11 protein-coding genes are annotated in these 18,927 nt (G+C 57.9%); 9 read left to right on the top strand and 2 right to left on the bottom strand.

Annotated elements, in window-relative coordinates; translation table 11 throughout:
• Positions 1-2 precede the first annotated feature (2 nt).
• The gene (locus tag RE428_RS15705; RefSeq protein WP_004582873.1) at positions 3-6,545 is read left to right on the top strand and encodes an ADP-ribosyltransferase-containing protein; all 6,543 of its coding nucleotides are present in this window, start codon (positions 3-5) and stop codon (positions 6,543-6,545) included.
• Between the two features lie 68 nt (positions 6,546-6,613).
• Entirely contained in the window at positions 6,614-8,773 is a 2,160-nt protein-coding gene (locus tag RE428_RS15700) for a hypothetical protein (protein WP_004582872.1), read from the top strand.
• Between the two features lie 94 nt (positions 8,774-8,867).
• Here the strand turns inward: RE428_RS15700 and RE428_RS15695 are convergent, their stop codons facing one another.
• On the bottom strand, positions 8,868-9,077 hold the full coding sequence (locus tag RE428_RS15695; RefSeq protein WP_004582871.1) for a hypothetical protein: 210 nt from the start codon (positions 9,075-9,077) through the stop codon (positions 8,868-8,870).
• Between the two features lie 692 nt (positions 9,078-9,769).
• Here RE428_RS15695 and RE428_RS15690 point away from each other — a divergent pair.
• The 7 genes from RE428_RS15690 to RE428_RS15660 all read left to right on the top strand — a co-directional run bounded on the left by RE428_RS15690 (position 9,770) and on the right by RE428_RS15660 (position 18,130).
• Positions 9,770-11,227, top strand: coding sequence for a circularly permuted type 2 ATP-grasp protein (locus tag RE428_RS15690; protein ID WP_004578752.1), 1,458 nt, complete (start codon positions 9,770-9,772; stop codon positions 11,225-11,227).
• Between the two features lie 3 nt (positions 11,228-11,230).
• Entirely contained in the window at positions 11,231-12,163 is a 933-nt protein-coding gene (locus RE428_RS15685; RefSeq protein WP_004578751.1) for an alpha-E domain-containing protein, read from the top strand.
• Positions 12,164-12,198: 35 nt separating this feature from the next.
• Positions 12,199-14,679 (top strand): circularly permuted type 2 ATP-grasp protein, encoded by a 2,481-nt coding sequence (locus RE428_RS15680; protein WP_004578750.1) that lies wholly within the window; start codon positions 12,199-12,201, stop codon positions 14,677-14,679.
• Between the two features lie 12 nt (positions 14,680-14,691).
• Positions 14,692-15,597 (top strand): transglutaminase family protein, encoded by a 906-nt coding sequence (locus RE428_RS15675; RefSeq protein WP_004578749.1) that lies wholly within the window; start codon positions 14,692-14,694, stop codon positions 15,595-15,597.
• A 119-nt stretch (positions 15,598-15,716) separates the two neighbouring features.
• Positions 15,717-16,220 (top strand): nicotinamide-nucleotide amidase, encoded by a 504-nt coding sequence (pncC, locus tag RE428_RS15670; protein WP_004578748.1) that lies wholly within the window; start codon positions 15,717-15,719, stop codon positions 16,218-16,220.
• Between the two features lie 147 nt (positions 16,221-16,367).
• A complete protein-coding gene (recA, locus tag RE428_RS15665) occupies positions 16,368-17,414 on the top strand; it encodes a recombinase RecA (protein ID WP_004578747.1) in 1,047 nt (348 codons plus the stop codon).
• Between the two features lie 245 nt (positions 17,415-17,659).
• A complete protein-coding gene (locus RE428_RS15660; protein WP_004578746.1) occupies positions 17,660-18,130 on the top strand; it encodes a flavodoxin family protein in 471 nt (156 codons plus the stop codon).
• 31 nt (positions 18,131-18,161) lie between these two features.
• Here RE428_RS15660 and RE428_RS15655 read toward each other — a convergent pair whose 3' ends face one another.
• Entirely contained in the window at positions 18,162-18,539 is a 378-nt protein-coding gene (locus RE428_RS15655; RefSeq protein WP_004578745.1) for a PilZ domain-containing protein, read from the bottom strand.
• Positions 18,540-18,927 lie beyond the last annotated feature (388 nt).

Genomic DNA, 18,927 nt, shown 5'->3' with positions numbered 1-18,927 from the left:
GTATGAATAAATACACCGAAGCAGTCTCACAGCTCACCGGTACCCAGTCGCAGGAGCAGCAGACACCTGCGCCCGAGAACAAGTACAGCAAGGCCGTTTCGTCACTGGCTGAGCAGCGCCGCTCTGTGCTCGCTCGCTCTGTCAACCAGGCAGTCACTGAGCAGCCAGATGACTTGGCCTACATCCGCCGCCTTTCCGAAGACACCGGACTGTCGCCGTATATCGTGCGGGAAAACAGGGATGATATTGAGCGTAGAGTAAAACAGCGGGAAATGGGAGCCCAAATAGAGGGGTTTTCACAGCCGGGGAAAGAGTGGTTGAGTCGTCCTGATAACCTTGGCGTTGCCCAGGATGACCTACCTGCACTGCGCGCGCTGGATGACGCTATCGCCAATCGGGACTGGTACGCCCAGGATTCTGTCGACAAGCTGATCGGCAGCGTAAAGACCGGCGCTATTAACGTTCGCCAGGCAGGATCGTCTGTCGCCGCAACGCCGGCGCTTAACCGTATTGCCGAGTTTGACCGCCTGGACTCTCTGCTGAACGAAGGCGGGCGTGAGCAGGCTTTAGGCTATATCCGTGAGAACGACCGGGCCCTGGCTGGTACAGCCCTGAAGGCTGATATGTTGCGGTACATTGGCGCCGATGACGTAGAGCGCGCTGACCTGCGCGCGATGGCGCAGGAGCAGATCAGCGCCGCAGGTACCGAGATCGCCGTCCAAGAGACGCAGCGCCAGGACATCCCGCAGGATCCCTTGCAGATGCAAGCCGCACGGGATGGGACTGTTGGTGGTGTTCTCAGCGCCATTGCCAAAGACCCGGGGATGATTGCCCGACTGACCACTGAGTCTATCGTCACCTCGTTGCCCACACTGGCTGCAGGTGCGCTGACGGGCCCGCTTGGTGCCGCTGGCGCCTCGTTCTCCACTGAGCGCGGCCTGGGACTGGTGAGCGCCCTACGTGAATCCGGCATCGATACCACTAACCCGGACGCCATTATTCAGGCGCTGACTGACCCCGCATTCCTTGAGGATGCGCAGCGTCGGTCGGAAATGAAGGCGCTTGGCGTGAGTATGCTGGACCTGGTTGGCGCAGGGATTGCCTCGCGCTCGCTGTCGCCGTCTTCCGTAGCCGGTCGCACACTCTCAGCGCGTCAGCGTGAACTGATCAATATCTTCGCACAGATGCCGGTCCAGGGTGTTCAGGAGGCAGCCGGTGAAGCGACAGGCCAATTCCTTGCCGACGGAGAAGTGAACCAGGCAGAGGTGGCACTGGAAGCCATTGGCGGGTTCTTTGGTGCGACGGCTGACGTCGTTGCATTTAGCGGCGGGCGCGTATTCGACGGCATCGTAAACAATGCAAATAACTATCGCAGAGCAAAACGTGATAGAGAATACCTGACTGCAGTAAAGGATGCCGCGAATCAGTCCAAGCTGCGCCAGCGCGATCCAAAGGCCATGAAAGAATTGCTGGATCGCCTGAGTGAGAGCGGCCCGGTCAATGAGATGTACATCAGCGGCAAGGACTTTCAGGAACTGTTCCAGTCGAACAACATGGACCCCGCCGAGTACGCGCAGAAGATGGAGTCTGTGGGCGAGCAGTACTACGAGAGCCTGGTGACCGGCGGCGACATTGCCGTATCTGTTTCTGACTTCGCCTCCGTTATCGCGCCCACTGAGGTGGCTGACGCCTTCATTCAGCGCTCACGGACCAAGACCGATGGTATGAGCCCGGCCGAGGCTGACCAGTGGATTCAGGAGCAAGCCCGGCCAGCGCTGGATGCCATTATCAACTACGACGGTGACCAGGCTGGTGCCGGTGCGCAGCGCGTCTACGACAATGTAACAGAACAGCTCATGGCCACCGGTATGGACCGTGGCGCAGCTGAGCGCCACGCCTCACTTTATCGTGCATTCTTCGGCGTAATGGGTGAGGTTGAGGGTGTCGACCCGTTTGATCTATACCAGCAGTACAGCCTGAGCATTACCCGGGAGCGTCCAGGCGTCCTGCAGAGCGATGACCTGGCAGCACTGGATCCGCTGCTGAACAGGATTCGTGAGGGCGACATCCCTGGTCCAGACACTGAAGACGCCAACTTGCGCCAGACTGCCGCCGATATTGCCTCACTTCAGGCAGAACTGGACCGCCTGGGCATTGACCTGCAGTCCACCGACAACGCCACAGCGCGCGCCGAGCTCGGCCGCGTGGTCTATGGCACTGGCGAAACGAACGCCGATACCGTATTGTCTCAGGACGAAATGCAGGTAGACGAGGTCACCGACAGTGAAGAAATCAGACGCATCCTCGACCAGTATCAACGTCGACAAAGCCCGGAACAGCAAGTCACTTTCAGAACTGTTGGCGGAAGGGAAGTTGACCAGTCCTGGCGCGAGGCAACAAGCTTCCGTGGAAACGACGGCCAGCCAGCGCCGCTCTACCGGGGATCAAGCCGGCAACTGACCGGCAGTGACTTCCAGCCCGAGTCCCTTGGCTTTGCCACGCAGAACCCCTCTGCTGCTCTAGGCGTCTGGTTTACCTCTGACCGCTCTGACGCCGGCCGTTACGGCAATGTCTCAGAATACTATGCCGATATCCGCAACCCGCGCGTCTACTCGTCCGACAGCATCCCAGAATTCAATTCCGCCGAAGACGCCGCCGCACTCCGTGAGCAACTAAAATCAGAAGGCTATGACGGTATCGTGTTCGATTACACCGATGTCGACGGCCCCATCCATGCCATTGCCTTTGAGCCAGATCAGGTCATAACCGGCGCCACCGAGTCGTTCAATCAGGACGTCGGCGGCAAGCGCGGCGTGATCCGTATCGACCGCGCCAACCGCAACTTCAATATCGAGTTGCTGGCGAACGCCGACCTCTCCACCTTCCTGCACGAATCTGGCCATTTCTTCCTTGAGGTCCTGGGTGACCTGGCGCAGGCCGAAGGTGCCAGTCAGCGGGTGCAGGGTCAGTATCAGGCTTTGCTGGACTGGTTCGGCGTGGAATCCCGTGAGCAGATCGGCACCGAGCAGCACGAACAGTTTGCCCGCGGATTCGAGGCCTACCTAATGGAAGGCAAGGCCCCGACGCCTGAATTGCAATCTGTCTTTGCTCGCTTCCGCGCATGGCTGCTGGCGATCTACAAGCGCCTGCGCGCCCTCGATGTCGACCTGACTGATGAAGTTCGTAACGTCATGGACCGCATTCTGGCCACTGACGAGGATATCGAGCGCGCCCGGGAAGGCGCCAGCATGACCGATACCCTGGGCGACATCGCAGCCATGGAGTGGACCGAGCAGGAACGCGCCCAATACCGTGACGTCGTGGCTGATGCCAAGGAAGCAGCGACCGCTGAACTGACCACGCGCCAGATGAAGGATCTGCGCAAAACCAACGAGAAGTGGTACAAGGACGAGTTGGAGCGTGTGCGCGATGAGGTTCGCCAGTCGCTCAATAACGACCCGACTTATCAGGTTCTGGCGCATCTCCAGCATGGCAAACAGCCTGATGGCACATCGCTGCCGGATAGCCTCAACGCCGTCAAACTTAGCCGTGGAATCCTGGTGGCGCAGTACGGCGAAGCCTTCCTCAAGCAACTACCCGGCCCCGGCAACAAACAACACAGTGGCCCCTACCTCTATTCCCGCGAAGGTGGCATCGACCCGCAGGTCATGGCCGACATCTACGGCTTCAGCTCTGGCGACGAATTGGTGCAGACGTTGGTTGCCAGCCGCCCCATGCGAGAGGTTGTCGAGGAACGTGCCACCCAAATCATGCGTGAGCGCTACCCGGACATTAACCTGACCGGTGAGGCGGCCGAAGCCGCAATTGCTGCTGTGCATAACGACAAGGCGGCAGAGCGCATGCTACTGGAGCTGAAGAAGCTTCACGGCAAGTCCCGGTTCTCCCGTAACCCGATGACACCGGCTCGCGTCATGCGCGAGGCTGCTGTGCGCCTGGTGAACGGGCAGAGAGTAAATGACATCCGTCCAGACCTGTATCGCCGGGCCGAATCCCGTGCAGCGCGTGAAGCCTTTGAGGCAGCAACCAACAGTGATTTCGACGTGGCATTCGACGCCAAGCAGCGCCAGTTACTGAACCACTACCTCTACCGTGAGGCCGTGAAAGCCCGCGATGAATCCGAAAGCATCCTTGAGTACGTGCGCAGGTTCGACAAGAAAGCGACCCGCCAACGTATCGGCAAGGCCGGTGGTGAGTACTTGGAGCAGATCGACGCACTGATTGACCAGTACGAATTCCGCCGCGTCTCGCTGCGCCAGATTCAGCGCCGTCGTTCATTGGAAGCCTGGGCACAGGAGCAGTCCGAGAACGGGCTTGATCCAGCTATCCCCGAGTCCGTCATGCGACAGGCTGAGCGAGTGAACTACAAGGAGGTGCCCTTCGAAGAGCTGGTCGGCATCCGTGACGCCATCCAGTCGATCGAGCACCTAGCCCGGACCAAGAATAAACTGCTGTCCTCCCAGTATAAGCGCGAGTTCGCCGAAACGGTCGATGATATTGTATCGAGCATTGAGGCCAGCCACGAGATCAAGCGCGAGCCGCCCCAGTTCGTCCGTGGGAAGTTGTCGCAATTGAAAGACTGGGGTGACCAGTACGTGGCCGCCCACGCCAAGCCTGAGTTCATCTTCGAGTACTTGGACGGTAACAAGTCGATGGGCCCTGTCTGGCAAGCACTGTTTAAGCCAATGGCTGATGCCGAGAATGCAGAGAACCGCATGACCGGCGAGACCATGGAGAAGCTGACCGAAATCATGAAGCCGTTCAAGGAAGAGCAGCGCGCCCACTGGTTCACGCAGAAGCAGTACCTGCCCGAAGTCGGCGTGTCAATGACCAAGTCCAACATGATCGCCCTGGCGTTGAACTGGGGCAACGAGGGCAACCGGGAGGCCGTACGCCGCGGCTATGACTGGACTGATGAGCAGGTCATGTCAGTGCTCAACCGCCTGTCTCAGGACGAGTGGCAAATGGTGCAGAGCATCTGGGACCTAGTTGACAGTTTCTGGCCGCAGATCGCCCAACTGCAAAAGGACCTTGTCGGCGTGGCGCCGGAGAAAGTCGAATCAGCGCCTATCCAGACACGTCACGGCACTTTTAAAGGCGGCTACTACCCACTGAAATACGACCCGCGCCGCAGCTTCCTGCAGTTCCGCAGGGACGAGGGCGTAAATACCCAGGATCTATTCGAGAACAACTTCCTGCGTCCGGCCACCAAGAAAGGCCACACCGTCGAGCGTGTCGGTAGTGCAGGGCAATCCGTGCGCCTGGATATGGCTGTGCTGGGCGAGCACATCTACCAGGTGATCCACGACCTGACGCACCGGAAGGCCATTATCGATGTCGATCGCCTCCTGGGTAACGTGCGTGTTCGCCATGCTATCGAAGGCTCTGCCGGCCGCGAGGCCTACCGCCAACTACGCCCATGGCTGCAGGCCATTGCCAATGACACCAAGTTGCCGACGCTGCCCTGGGAGCGCGTCATCAGCCATATGCGCGCCGGCGGCACCATCGTTAATATGGGGTGGAAGTTCACCACGGCCATCGTCCAGCCGCTGGGCTACCTGCAATCGGTGGACCAGATCGGGGCCAAGTACGCATGGAAAGGCCTGCGTGATTTCTTTGGGTCGCCCACGAAGATGAAGAAGCAAGTCGATTTCGTCTTCGAGCGCTCCGAGGCCATGAAGAATCGTCAGCGTACCTTCGATCGGGACGTGCGGGATTATGCCCGCAAGCTCGAGCGTGAAGGAAAAATGGATCAGGTGCGACAGTCCTTCTTCTGGATGACTGGCATGCTGGATATGAGCGTGTCCGTCCCAACTTGGCTTGGCGCCTACCGCAAGGCCATGGAGGGGGGCGTAGAGAATATCGCCAAAGGTGACGAAGCCGGCGCCATCGACTACGCCGACCAGGCTGTGCGCGAGTCCCAGTCTTCTGGTGCGGTGAAGGATCTGGCCAGGATTCAGCGCGGCAACGAAGCCTTCCGGGCGTTTACCATGTTCTATTCCTACTTCTCGGCGCTGTTCAACCTCCTGCGCCGCCGTCGTCAGGACCTGTCACTGGGCAATATCAACGTGCCTCAGTTCGCTGCGAGCATGGCACTGCTATGGCTGGCCCCGGCAATTCTTGGTGAGTTAGTCGCCGGTCGCGGCCCGAATGATGATGAAGAATGGGCGCAGTGGGCGGCACGTCAGGGCATGCTCTATCCGCTGTCCACCATGATCGGCCTGCGTGATGTGGCGAACGCCGTCCTGACGCCATACGGCTTCAATGCTTCACCAGCCTACGACGGTCTGGATCAGACAGCCAGGGCGCTGCAGATCCCGTACAAAGCGATGACCGGCGAAGAGCTTAAGCGCACCGACGTTAAGTCCGCCGTCCTCGCGACGAGCTACTGGGGGCACCTGCCAGGGCGCCAAGCCTGGATCACCGGGGAATATCTCTTCGATCTCATGGAGGGTAACGAGCGCCCAGAGAATCCGGCCGAGTTCGCCAAAGGCATCATGTTCAGCCGGCCTGCCGACGAACGCTAACTACCCAGTAGACCCAAACAAACCCCGCCAAGTGCGGGGTTTTTTATTGCCAATCTTGAGGTAACCGCATGTCTTCGACTGTGACTGATCGCATCCAGGGCCTTTCCACCTCTGTCGCCATGAAAGCGCCAGTGAAGGACTACACCACAGGTAATATCACTCGCGCAGGGCTTGGTGTACAGGCCGGGGGTAATTGGGCAACAGACTTGGTTACTGGCGACCGAATCCTCGTGAAGGACCAGACAGATGCCGCGGATAATGGCATCTATATTGCCGACACCAGTGATTGGTATCGCGCTCGAGACTTTGACGGGCGACGCGATGTAACGCAAGGAACGCTGGTAAGCGTGGCCAGCACCGGCAAACAGTTCCGCGTCATCACTCCAGACCCAATCTCTATAGGGGTCACCGGGATAAACTTTGCCGTTGTTCCTCGTGATGATCTGGAGGGGGTTGATTCTGTTCATGATCTATTTGGCGCCGACCCGTCAGCCAACCCAATCATTCTGGTTCGCAGTTATCACCCTAATTCAAGCAGGGGGGGCGGCTATTTCTATTGGGAGTCATCTAGATCGAAGGCAGAGCACAACGGAATAACTATCATTAGCCCGACTGTGCCCTCAGTTACGCTTCAGCCAGGCTCAACCGTCAGCGAGAAAACGGCAAGCTTCCACGCCGGCACAGGAGAAACTGACGTCGGTGGTGCCGGTTGTTTCGTGAAATCTTCGAATGAAGATGTCGACGCTTTCTCGAGTGGCGCTCTTCCTGGAAACGGCGACCAGTTACAGGTTCTTCAAAATGGTGTAAATGTCGGCAGCCCATTCATTATTGAGGGCGGGCAATTCGAGATTGACCTACAAGACCAAGCTAGTGGCATCGGCATTGTCCCGCGCAGCGGTCATAACATCGTTTGGCGTAACGGCGGGAGCATAAAGATCCTGCCCAATGACCTCGACACATATTTCGGTGTCTACATGAATGGTAGGTCAGGCGTTAGGCTTGTTGATCCAGTTATTGTTGGCGAAAAAGACGAGCACTTAGGTGCGACGGGCGAATCCGGCATGCTTATCGGTATGTACTCGTCAACCGATATTGAGATATCAAACCCCACCCTGTCTGGAGCATGGGGCGATGCCATCTATATGGGTGCAGATGCGCCAAATAATCCGGGGTCTCTGGATATAACTGGCGTAGCGAAAATCTCAGATTGTCGGCGCCAGGGTATCAGCGTGATTCATTGTGACCGTTTAACCGCGGATACTGTAATCATCTCCGACATTAGCGGCACAGACCCTTCGTATGGCATAGATTTTGAGCCTAATAATTCATCGCAGCGCATCCAGGGTGTTCATATCAAAACAGTCGTCACCCGCAATACTCTTGGTGGAATTGGTATCGCATTGCGCCAACTGCGAGACTCATCTGATCCTGTTGACATCAGAATCGACAACCTTGTTGATTATGACTCTCTCGACACCCTAAGAACCGACCTGTCATCGACCAGCGCCCCGGGCGGCAAGATTTCGTTCGGTAGCATAAAGTCTTATCGATCTGGCAACAGTGCTTTGTTAATCCGTCGGCATTATTCGGGAGGCCCCTGGATTTCTGCTGACCACGTTTATATCGAGGACGCAAACGAAAACGACCAAGGAGCTATTGACGGGGCGCCAATCAACCTATTAACGCTATCTGGGGAGTGTATTGGTAAACCGCTTGGCAATATAAGTCTGCTAGATGTAACAATCGAAAGAACAGCGGCTGGCGGAAGCACGCTTCCTACTGATATATCAATCCGTGATACGGAAAACGATGAAATCAGGCGCATTGAAATACTGAATGTTGCGTCTGATGCTGTAAGTCTTCTCGACTCCGCTTCACAGACTTTGGTTGAAGACAGCGGCACAGTCATTGTCACACGCCAGGGCGAAAATTTCGTTCGTAGCGGTAGCAATGCAAATGGCGAATGGACAAAGCACCCAGACGGGACAATGACGTGTCGTGCGAAAATAACGCTCACATTCTCCAGCGGAGAGGCAACTTGGACCCTTCCGGCTGCATTCATCAATAATGAATACATTTACGGGTGCTTTGGAGCCAATGGTGACCGAGATAACCTAATTGTCCCCTGGTTCTCATCTCTGCAAAACGAGACGCAGTGCAAGCTAAGAAGGAACGTCGATGGCACAGTGGATGTGATGCTGTACGCTGAGGGCCGGTGGAGAGAGTAATAGTCCTAAATGAAACGTCATCGATTCAAGCTCCACCACCTTCGCGCCCTCCTGGGCAACGCGCTGTTCCTGGTGGCTTGCTGGGTGTCTGTGGTTATGGCCCGTCGCCCGAAGCTAAAGGCAGCCCAAGGTGCCGGGCATCGGCGGCAGATATCCGGTACATCGGCATACGAAGTGAGCGGAGGTGACATAAGCGATCAAGGATAGGCGCCGCCGCCTGACTGTATTCCACTTTCAGGCGCTCGAGTTCCTCTAAAAGACACCTTTCCTCTGGCGACTCTTCGTAGATGGTTTCGATATTCATGATAGCTCCGTTAGCTGTGTCCCACTTTTTGTCCCAAACGCATCAATCTTACGACACGCTACGACACCAAACTACTGATTTTTATGGGGCTGCATGTCGAGCCATCCCTAAAAATCAGGTTCAAATCCTGCCATCCTGAGATTTGCCGTGTCCCGGCCCAACCCCTTGGGGCAAAAATGGGGCAAAATGCCGCCTAAAAATACCCCATTCTGCCGTTTTGACGAATCAGCGGCCAGCCCGAAAAACCCGCGCAAACACTGATCTACACTGCCTTACACTGAAAGCCCGCAACATACTGAAGCATCATGGGCGTCTGTTTACTGAGCTCGGTGGGCGCGATCGACATGCGGGATCCGTTTTTCTCGTTCCGGTGGGATGGGGCAAAACGGGATTGTAAGGAAATCTGCGAAGCGATGAAACGAGCCAGGGTGGCTGGATTTGTTCTGAGGAAGGTGACCCCTTGGGGCGCAAGGCTTACGTCGCAAAATTCACAGGCTCGACCTCACGGTCTAATCTTTAATTGAATAATTCAAAACAAATTGACGACCTCACGACAAAAAAAGCTGAATTCTGATGTGGCACTGGCTTTGCTGAACGTATAACTCCAGCGCGCGAAACTTATGGACCTCTTCGGTCGCGCTGGTTCTCCCAAAAACGGAGCCACCCAGACAACAGCAGGGAGCCTGACCACCATGTCAGATGTGATTGCACTTGATCCCTATCGTCCGTACCCGGACTGTTACGACGAGCTGGTGGATGCCCACGGCAACGCCCGCCCCCAGGCTCTGGCCATCACCCGCTTTATCATGCAGAACAGCGCCGATGAGCTGGCCGCCCGCCAGGCCGAACTGGACCGCACCATCTCATCCATGGGCGTCTCGTTTACCGTCTATTCCGATAGCCAGAACATCGACCGCGCGTGGCCGTTGGATGTTGTCCCGCGGACCATCGCCGCCTCGGATTGGGAACGCACCAGCGATGGGCTAAAACAGCGCTTGCAGGCACTGAACCTGTTCATCGATGACCTCTACAACGAGCAAAAGGTCCTCAAGGACGGCATCGTTCCCAAGGAGTTGGTGCTCAACTCGAAGAATTTCCTTGCACCATGCCAGGGCTTTCAACCCGCCTACGGTGTGTGGGCCAATATCTGTGGCACCGATCTGGTGCGCGATGGCGAAGGGCGCTTCCTGGTGCTCGAAGACAATCTCCGGGTGCCGTCCGGCGTGTCCTACATGCTGGAAAACCGGACGGTGATGAAACGGGTGTTCCCGGAACTGTTTGCCGAAACCACGATCGGCCCGGTGGATGAATATCCGGTTCGATTGTGGGACATGCTGGCTTCCCTTTCGCCCCGGGACGACGTCACGCCGCGCATCGTGGTGCTTACGCCGGGTATCTACAACTCCGCCTATTTCGAGCACAGCTTCCTGGCCCAGCAGATGGGGTGCCTGCTGGTGGAAAATCACGACCTTTATGTCGAGGACGACAAGGTGTTCGTCAAAACTCTGCGTGGGCCGGAGCAGGTAGACGTGATCTACCGTCGGATCGATGACACCTTCATCGATCCCAAGGTCTTCCGCAAGGACTCGGCGCTTGGGGTCCCTGGACTGATTGGCGCCTGGCGTGCCGGCAACGTAGCCATCGCCAATGCACCGGGCTCGGGCGTGGCGGACGACAAGGTAATCTATGCCTTCGTGCCCTCCATTATTCGCTACTACCTGAAACAGGATCCGCTGATCGAGAACGTGCCGACTTTCCTGTGCATGGACGAGAAGGAGCGTGATCACGTGCTGGCGAACCTGGATAAACTCGTGGTTAAACCTGCCAACGAGTCCGGTGGCTACGGCATCCTGATCGGGCCGCGGGCGACCGAAGAAGAGCGCGCACGTTGCGCGGCAGCTATCCGCGAGAACCCGCGCAACTTCATTGCCCAACCGACCCTGAACCTGTCTACGGCGCCCACCCTGTGTGAAGAAGGCGTATTGGAGCCGCGCCATCTGGATCTGCGGCCATTCATCCTGCAGGGGGAGAAGCTTTACTGCACCAACGGCGGCCTGAGCCGCGTGGCGTTGCGTCGGGGCTCCCTGGTGGTGAATTCCTCTCAGGGCGGCGGCAGTAAGGACACCTGGATCATCAATCACGGGAGCTGAGTCATGCTGGCAAGAGTTGCAGAAAACGTCTATTGGATGGGCCGCTATCTCGAGCGCATGGACGACACGGCCCGCCTGATCAATGCCACCACCCACATGCTCATCGATTCCCACGAGGACACCCGCATGAGCTGGCCGGTGCTGATCGATGTGCTGGGGGAAGAGGCCGGCGGTTTTGTCCAGGAGGGCAGCTCCAGCGAATTGGGGGTGATGCATTACCTGATCGTCGCCGAGGACAGCAACGCGTCGATCCGCCATTCCTGTGCCCAGGTGCGCACCAATGCCCGCTGCGTTCGCGAGGTTATTCCCAGGGATTTCTGGGAAGAGATCAATTCCCTCAACCTGTTCGTGCAGTCCGAATGCAAACTGGCCTCCAGCCGGGCCAAACGCTACAACCTCATGGCGCAGGTTATTCGCCGCTGCCAGGCGGTGGTGGGCGTAATGGACGGCACCATGCTGCGGGACGAGACCTACCAACTGTTCAATATCGGCCGCCACCTTGAGCGAGCGGACATGACCACCCGCATTATGGATGTGCTGATCCTGCAGCAGTTGGCGCCCACATCGAGCCCGCAGAGTCGTCGGCATTTCCAGTGGAGTTCGCTGCTCAGTGCGCTGGGTGCGACGGAATCCTATCGTCGCTATTTTGCCCAGGAAGAGGGTGAGACGGATGTAATAGATTTCCTGCTGACCTACGGCCCATTCCCGCGTTCGGTCATCTATTGTATGGAGAAGATCGAATGGGAAGTTCGTGACCTGCCCAACAAGAAGGATGTGCTAAAAACTACTGCGAAGATTCGGAAAGCGCTAGACTCTGATCCGCTGAATACGCTTTCGACGCTGGAGTTGCATGGCCTGATCGATACCGTTCAGGCGGGACTTATCGATCTGCATGGTGCCCTGGTCCAGCAAGCGCTTCACGCGCCGGCAGCCTAGCGGAAGCTCGACGACCATAAAAACAAGGTTCATCCATGACTCGACTCGACGCGCGCCTGTCGCTGGAGGACATCAGGCAGTCTTACCAGTGCCCGTCACGGGCCATGGATGAATGGTTGCCCCGGGCCGAAGATTCAGGTTGGTCCCAGGTGCTCGGCTGGTTGATGGAGCAGGGCGGCGATGTGCTCGGCGCGCTGTCCTCCGACCTGCAGCATCAGTTGCGTGAACATGGCGCTACCTTCGATCCCCAGCACCAGCAGAACCGCACCCTCGACCTGATTCCCTGGCTGTTCGATCTCGAAGAATGGGAAACCGTCGAAGCCGGCCTGGCCCAGCGTCGGCGCTTGCTATCCGCGGTGTTACGGGATCTCTACGGGCCGCAGAAATTGCTCCAGGACGGCATTCTGCCGCCGGAACTCATCTATAGCAATGCAAGCTTCCTGTTACCCTGCCACGGCTTGCTGCCAGACGATATGGACTGGCTGGTGATGCTTGGCTGCGATATGGGACGCGATGCCCAGGGGCGTATGACCGTCTATGGTGATTGCTCCCAGGCGCCTGGCGGGCTCGGCTATGTCCTCGAGAATCGGGTAGCCATCAACCAGGTCGTCCCGGAACTGACCCAACGATTCGACAAACGCCACCTAGCCAACTTCTTCAAGGATCTGCAACGCGCCCTGGTGCCCCAGATTCCCTACGCCAGTGAACCTCTGATCGGCCTCATGACCCGCAACTACCGGGACGGGCAATATTTCGAACATGCCTTCCTGGCCAACTACCTGGACCTGGCGTTGGTCCATGGCGCGGATTTGATGTTCCGCGAGGGACGCATCTGGCTGAAGACCCTGAGCGGCTTGCAGCCGGTGGACGCCTTGCTCCGTTACATGCCGGACTACCTTAGCGATCCATTGGAGCTGGACAGCGATATTGCGGGTAGTCCGGGCCTGCTGCAGACCATTCGGCAGGGTAATTTGCTGTGCTGCAACCCGCCGGGCAGCGCACTGGTCGACGGCGGCGCGTTGCTCCCTTACATGGAGACCCTGTGTCGCCATCTGCTGGATGAGTCGTTGATCCTGCCTTCGGTCGAAGCCTATTGGTGTGGCGATCCGGAGCAGCGCCAGATAGTGTTGGACGAGTTGATCGATATGGTCATCCATGACCTGGAAAAGCCAGGCAAGCTGATCACCTATGCCAATGCCAGTCGCCGCGAGCGGGAGGGGCTGGCGGACCGTATTGCCGAGGAACCCCAGCGGTTCGTGGCACGCCGTATCCTGCCGTTGAGTACGTTACCGGTATGGCAGAAGCGGGAAGTGCAGGCCCGCAATGTCGCCCTGCGTAGTTTCGTCCTGCGTCACGCTGAAGGCGACAAGATCCTCCCGGGCGGGCTGGCCCGCTGCCACGAACAGTCGTTGCAACTGCAGTTAGGTCTTGGCACAAAATTCATGGCCAAGGATGTCTGGCTACAGAGTCCGGACGATAGCCCTATCAGTCTGCTACACAACACGATGACCAGCGTGAGGCTATCGCGAAAGACCGGCTTGCTGCCCAGTCGTGTGGCGGATCACCTCTTCTGGCTCGGGCGGTACAGCGAACGGCTGAACCTGGCCTGCCGTGCCATGCGTGCATCCCTGCCCCTCGTCAGCACCCTGTCCCGAAATGAGCAGGTGCCGACCCTGACCCCGTTGGTTGAATTCGCCTGCACCATCAATGGCGGTGTGTTCATGCCCACGGAGTTTATGGAGGAGTTGACCCACCAGTTGACCGGGCTCTTCCTCTATGAGCGCAAGGACGGCCTGTTGGCGGTATTGCAGGCGCTGATCATGAACGCCCAGTCCGTGCGTGAATACTTCAGTGAAGACACCTGGTATGTGCTCGAACGGCTACAAAGTGCCTTGAACCAGTTTCCGGCCCGGGGTTCCACCTCGCGTATGGATCGGGCATTGGATGAAATCATTCTGCTCCAGTCCGCGATCTACGGACTTAACAACGAAACCATGAGCCGTACCCAGACCCTGCGATTCATGGATATTGGCCAGCACATCGAGCGCGCCCAGCAGACCACCGCGTTGCTGCACAAGGTTTTCGTGAAGTATCCGCGCCCACCGGCGGCGCTGATGGAAGCGGTGCTGCGTATGGCGGACACTTTAATGACGTACCGCCGGCGCTACCGCACGGAGCTGCATCCGGTGGCCATCATCGACCTGCTGTTGCTGGACGAAGGCACGCCGCGTTCGGTGGGCTACCAATGCGCCCGTCTCAAACGGCAGGTGAATCTGCTGCCGGAGCGTGATTCCACGCTCACTGGCCTGAACGCGGAGCAGCGCTTGATGGTTGAGTTGGTTTCCACTCTGCAACTGGTCGACCTGGAAGCACTGATCAGCGAATCCGGCGAACCCTCGCCACAGTTGGACGAACTGCTCACGCGCATCAACAACCTGCTGAGCAAGCTGTCCGAGGCGATCACGCTGGCATACTTCAACCACGCGGATATTCCGCGTCCGATCGACGATGTGTGAGGTGCCTGCGCAATGAAATACCGCATCACCCACATTACCCGCTACAAGTACGAGCAGGACATCGCAAACAGCTATAACCGGGGGTGTTTATTACCCCGCGGCCTGCTGTACCAGAAGATCGAGTCCAGTCGGCTGTCGGTGACGCCGAATCCGAGCAGTCTCTACAATCACCCGGATTTTTTCGGCAATCTTTATACCTTCTTTCACGTCAATACCGTCCACAGGAAGATGAGTGTCAAAGTCACCAGTCAGGTGGACGTAATGCCTCGAGGGTTGTCGGACGCCCCTGCCCGGTCGATGCCTTGGGAAGAAGCGCTGAAAACCCTCGACCAGAGCCGGGATCGGCTTGGGTTGCAGGCCCGCATGCTTCGCGTCGGCACGCGCATGGCGCCGACTGATGAGGTCATGGCCGACTTTGCACGCGGCATCTTCGAACCGGGTTTGCCGTTGCTGGAAGGCGCCCGACGGTTGACCCATCGGATTTTCAGCGAGTTTACCTATGACCCGGGTTTTACAACCCTCGCGACGCCGGTGCACACGGTGCTTAAGGAGCGACGGGGTGTTTGCCAGGACTTCGCCCATGTGGCGATCAGCGCGCTGCGTTCTCTGGGAATTCCGGCCTGCTATGTCAGCGGTTACCTGGAAACCATACCGCCGCCGGGACGGGAACGTCTGGTCGGCGCCGATGCCTCCCATGCCTGGTTCAGCGTCTACGATCCGTCATTGGGCTGGGTGGATTTCGATCCCACCAATGATCTAATGCCTGACGAGCGTCATATCACCATTGCCTTTGGTCGGGATTACGCCGATGTGGTGCCGCTCAAAGGTCTGATGAGTGGCGGCGGCGCCCACGATCTTAAGGTCGAAGTGGACGTTATGCCGCTCGATCACCTGGCAGCAAAAATTACCTCATCCTGAAATCGGCCGCATATCAAAGCCCTGACCGGTTGCCTCCTAAAATCCATGTCCGTTGGGGGTGGACGGCAGCGATCCAGGCATTAAGAATGTGGCTTTCTCATATCCGGGGAGGCTATTCCATGTCGATTTCCGATGATGTCCTCGAAGAGGCTGCTGTCGCGCTCGGTGACCTGTTGCGAGAGCGTGGGTTGATGATAACCACCGCGGAAAGCTGCACGGGCGGTTGGGTAGCGAAGGCCTTGACGGACCGGGCCGGCAGTTCGGACTATGTGCACAGTGGTCTGGTGACCTACTCGAACGAAGCCAAGCGCGTCCTGCTGGAAGTGACTGACAAGTCCCTGACCGAGCATGGGGCGGTGAGCGAACCGGTAGTTCGGGAGATGGTGGCGGGCGCGCTGGCTGCGACCGGTGCGCAAGTAGCTGTGTCCATCAGCGGTGTGGCGGGTCCGGGGGGCGGTTCCGACGAGAAGCCGGTCGGCACTGTCTGGTTCGCCTGGGGCCGCTCGCCGGCCGATACCGAAAGTGTGGTCGAACACTTTTCCGGCGACCGCGACGCCATCCGTCGCCAGGCTGTCCTGTTCGCCCTGCAGGGCGTACGGGGTTTCCTGCAGGAGCAGGGCTAGTCTCTCTATTTCGATAGCATGGGACATGGCACTTGGCCTGTTTCCAACGTTATGTTTTAATACTGTTCAAATATACAGTTCACCCGGTGCGGCCGGGTTTATGGATCATGCCGCCAGGCGGCACATCAAGACGAGGTTTTCGCAGCGATGGAAGACAACCGTAAGAAGGCGTTGGGCGCGGCACTGAGCCAGATCGAGCGTCAATTCGGCAAGGGCGCCGTGATGAAGATGGGTGATCAGCCCCGTGAAGCCATCCCGGCGGTCTCCACCGGTTCACTGGGCCTGGACGTGGCCCTGGGTATTGGCGGCCTGCCATACGGTCGGATCGTGGAAATCTACGGACCGGAGAGTTCCGGCAAAACCACGCTGACCCTGCAGGTCATCGCCGAAGCCCAGAAGGCCGGCAAGACCTGTGCCTTCGTCGATGCGGAGCACGCACTGGATCCGGTCTACGCCGAAAAGCTGGGCGTGGACGTGGATGAGCTGTTGGTCTCCCAGCCTGACACCGGTGAACAGGCTCTGGAAATCGCCGACATGTTGGTTCGTTCCAATGCCATCGACGTGATCATCGTCGACTCCGTTGCGGCACTGACGCCAAAGGCGGAAATCGAAGGCGAGATGGGCGATTCCCATGTGGGGCTGCAGGCACGCCTGATGTCCCAGGCCCTGCGTAAGTTGACCGGTAACGTCAAGCACGCCAACTGCCTGATGGTCTTCATCAACCAGATTCGGATGAAGATTGGCGTCATGTTCGGCAGCCCCGAAACCACGACCGGTGGTAACGCACTGAAGTTCTATTCCTCGGTTCGCCTGGACATCCGTCGCATCGGCGCCGTGAAGGAAGGCGATGAAGTGGTGGGTAACGAAACCCGGGTCAAAGTGGTCAAGAACAAGGTCTCCCCGCCGTTCAAGCAGGCTGAATTCCAGATCATGTACGGTAAGGGTATCTACCACATGGCGGAAGTGGTCGATCTAGGTGTGAAGGAAGGCTTCGTCGACAAGTCCGGCGCATGGTACAGCTATAACGGCGACAAGATCGGCCAGGGCAAGGCGAATGCCTGCAAGTTCCTGGAAGAGAATCCGGAAATGGCCACGGAAATCGAAGCCAAGATCCGCGAAAAGCTGATGCCGAAACCGGAAAGCAAGGACAAGGAAGCCAAGGCCCCGGCAGAAGCCAGTGGCGAGTTGCTCTAAAGTCGACGTATAGGGTTGTTTTCGAAAGAGCCGGTTCCGAAAGGAGCCGGCTCTTTTTTCGTTTTATGCCTTACGGCACGGCGTAGTCCAAGGTTAATTGTGAAGGGAGGTATTCCGGTTGAAGCATCAAATAGCCGCATACAATGCTCTAGCACGTAACGTATGCCCGCTCGGCACTTGTCACTACCCCTAACCAAATGCAGAGTAAAGGACTCCTTCTGAACGAGAGCTGGAGTTCGCACTGAATGGAAGCCCGCAAACGCCTACTGATTGTCGCCCACGTACCATCGCCGAATACCCGTAAGCTGCTAGAGGCGGTCGAGCGCGGCGCCCGCAATCCCGATATCGAGGCGGTGGACGTAAAGGTGATGGCGCCGTTGGATGCTGGCCCTGAGGATGTATTGGCGTGCGATGCGATTATCCTCGGGACCACCGAGAACCTGGGGTATATGAGCGGCGCGCTCAAGGATTTCTTCGACCGCAGTTATTACCCATGCCTGGAGAAAACCCAGGGATTGCCATTTGCGTTCTATATCCGTGCCGGCCATGACGGCACCGGGACCCATCGGGCCATCGAATCTATCACAACCGGCTTGCGCTGGCGTCTGGCCTGCGATCCTGTGCTATGTCGCGGCGAGTATCAGAATGCATTTGAAGAACAATGTGAGGAGCTGGGGATGTATGTCGCGGCCAGCCTGGATGCCGGTCTGTTTTGAGGGCGCCCTGTAACCGGGAATTAGGCGCTAGCTAGCCGGCCAGCCGATTGTAGAAGCCCTCGATACGCGAGAGTGCGTTGTCCACGGCGCGCGAGTAACTGTGGCGATTCCGGCAATAGCTGAATTGGATACCGAGCCGATAGCCCGCCTGGTAGGAATGGCAGTCGACAATACGCGCGGCTACGTGTGATTCGGAAATGTACTTGCCCGAGAAATCCAGCAGGAGTCGTGTGCCGGCATCCATCGGGCGCGGTGAGAGAACGGCCAGGCCGTAACGATTGATATCCAGGCAGGTGACTGGCAGGCGGTTTTTCTCCCGTCCGAAAAAGCCTCGCTCCCTGAGCCGGACCTGCAGGCAATGCGCCTCGTAGCGGTTCTTGATACGGCGGTCTCCAGTGTCTTTGGTCATAACCCCGGTTTCCACTCTTGTCATTGTTATGGGCGACGATCGTAAGCTCAGCCAGATAGTTGCATGTGCGCTTTATCTGTCTGGAGCTTTCATTTTAGGAGGCCGTGGGCAGGCTGAAAAATGATCGGGGCGACAAGTGTGACAAATGTCTCAAAAGCTGATGTGGCCCTTAAACTGGCCTTTTATGCCATCGGAACGCTCAAACTGACGTGTCGAGTCGTTCTCCCCGCCGATCTTCTGCGGCTATCGGTTGCGCGTTGTGAGGATGCAGGAGGCTGGGACTTCGACGGGTCGATCGTTTACGGCGGTCCTTGCCTTCGAAGGGTTGCTGTTGCCGCCGACGGTCCGGCCTGACGCGACGGTCCATCACTCGTTTGGTCGGCGTTGC

The organism is Marinobacter nanhaiticus D15-8W (assembly GCF_036511935.1).
GTDB classification, from domain to species: domain Bacteria; phylum Pseudomonadota; class Gammaproteobacteria; order Pseudomonadales; family Oleiphilaceae; genus Marinobacter_A; species Marinobacter_A nanhaiticus.
The sequence above is the reverse complement of the archived record's forward strand: the minus strand, read 5'-3'. Positions and strand labels throughout refer to the sequence as shown.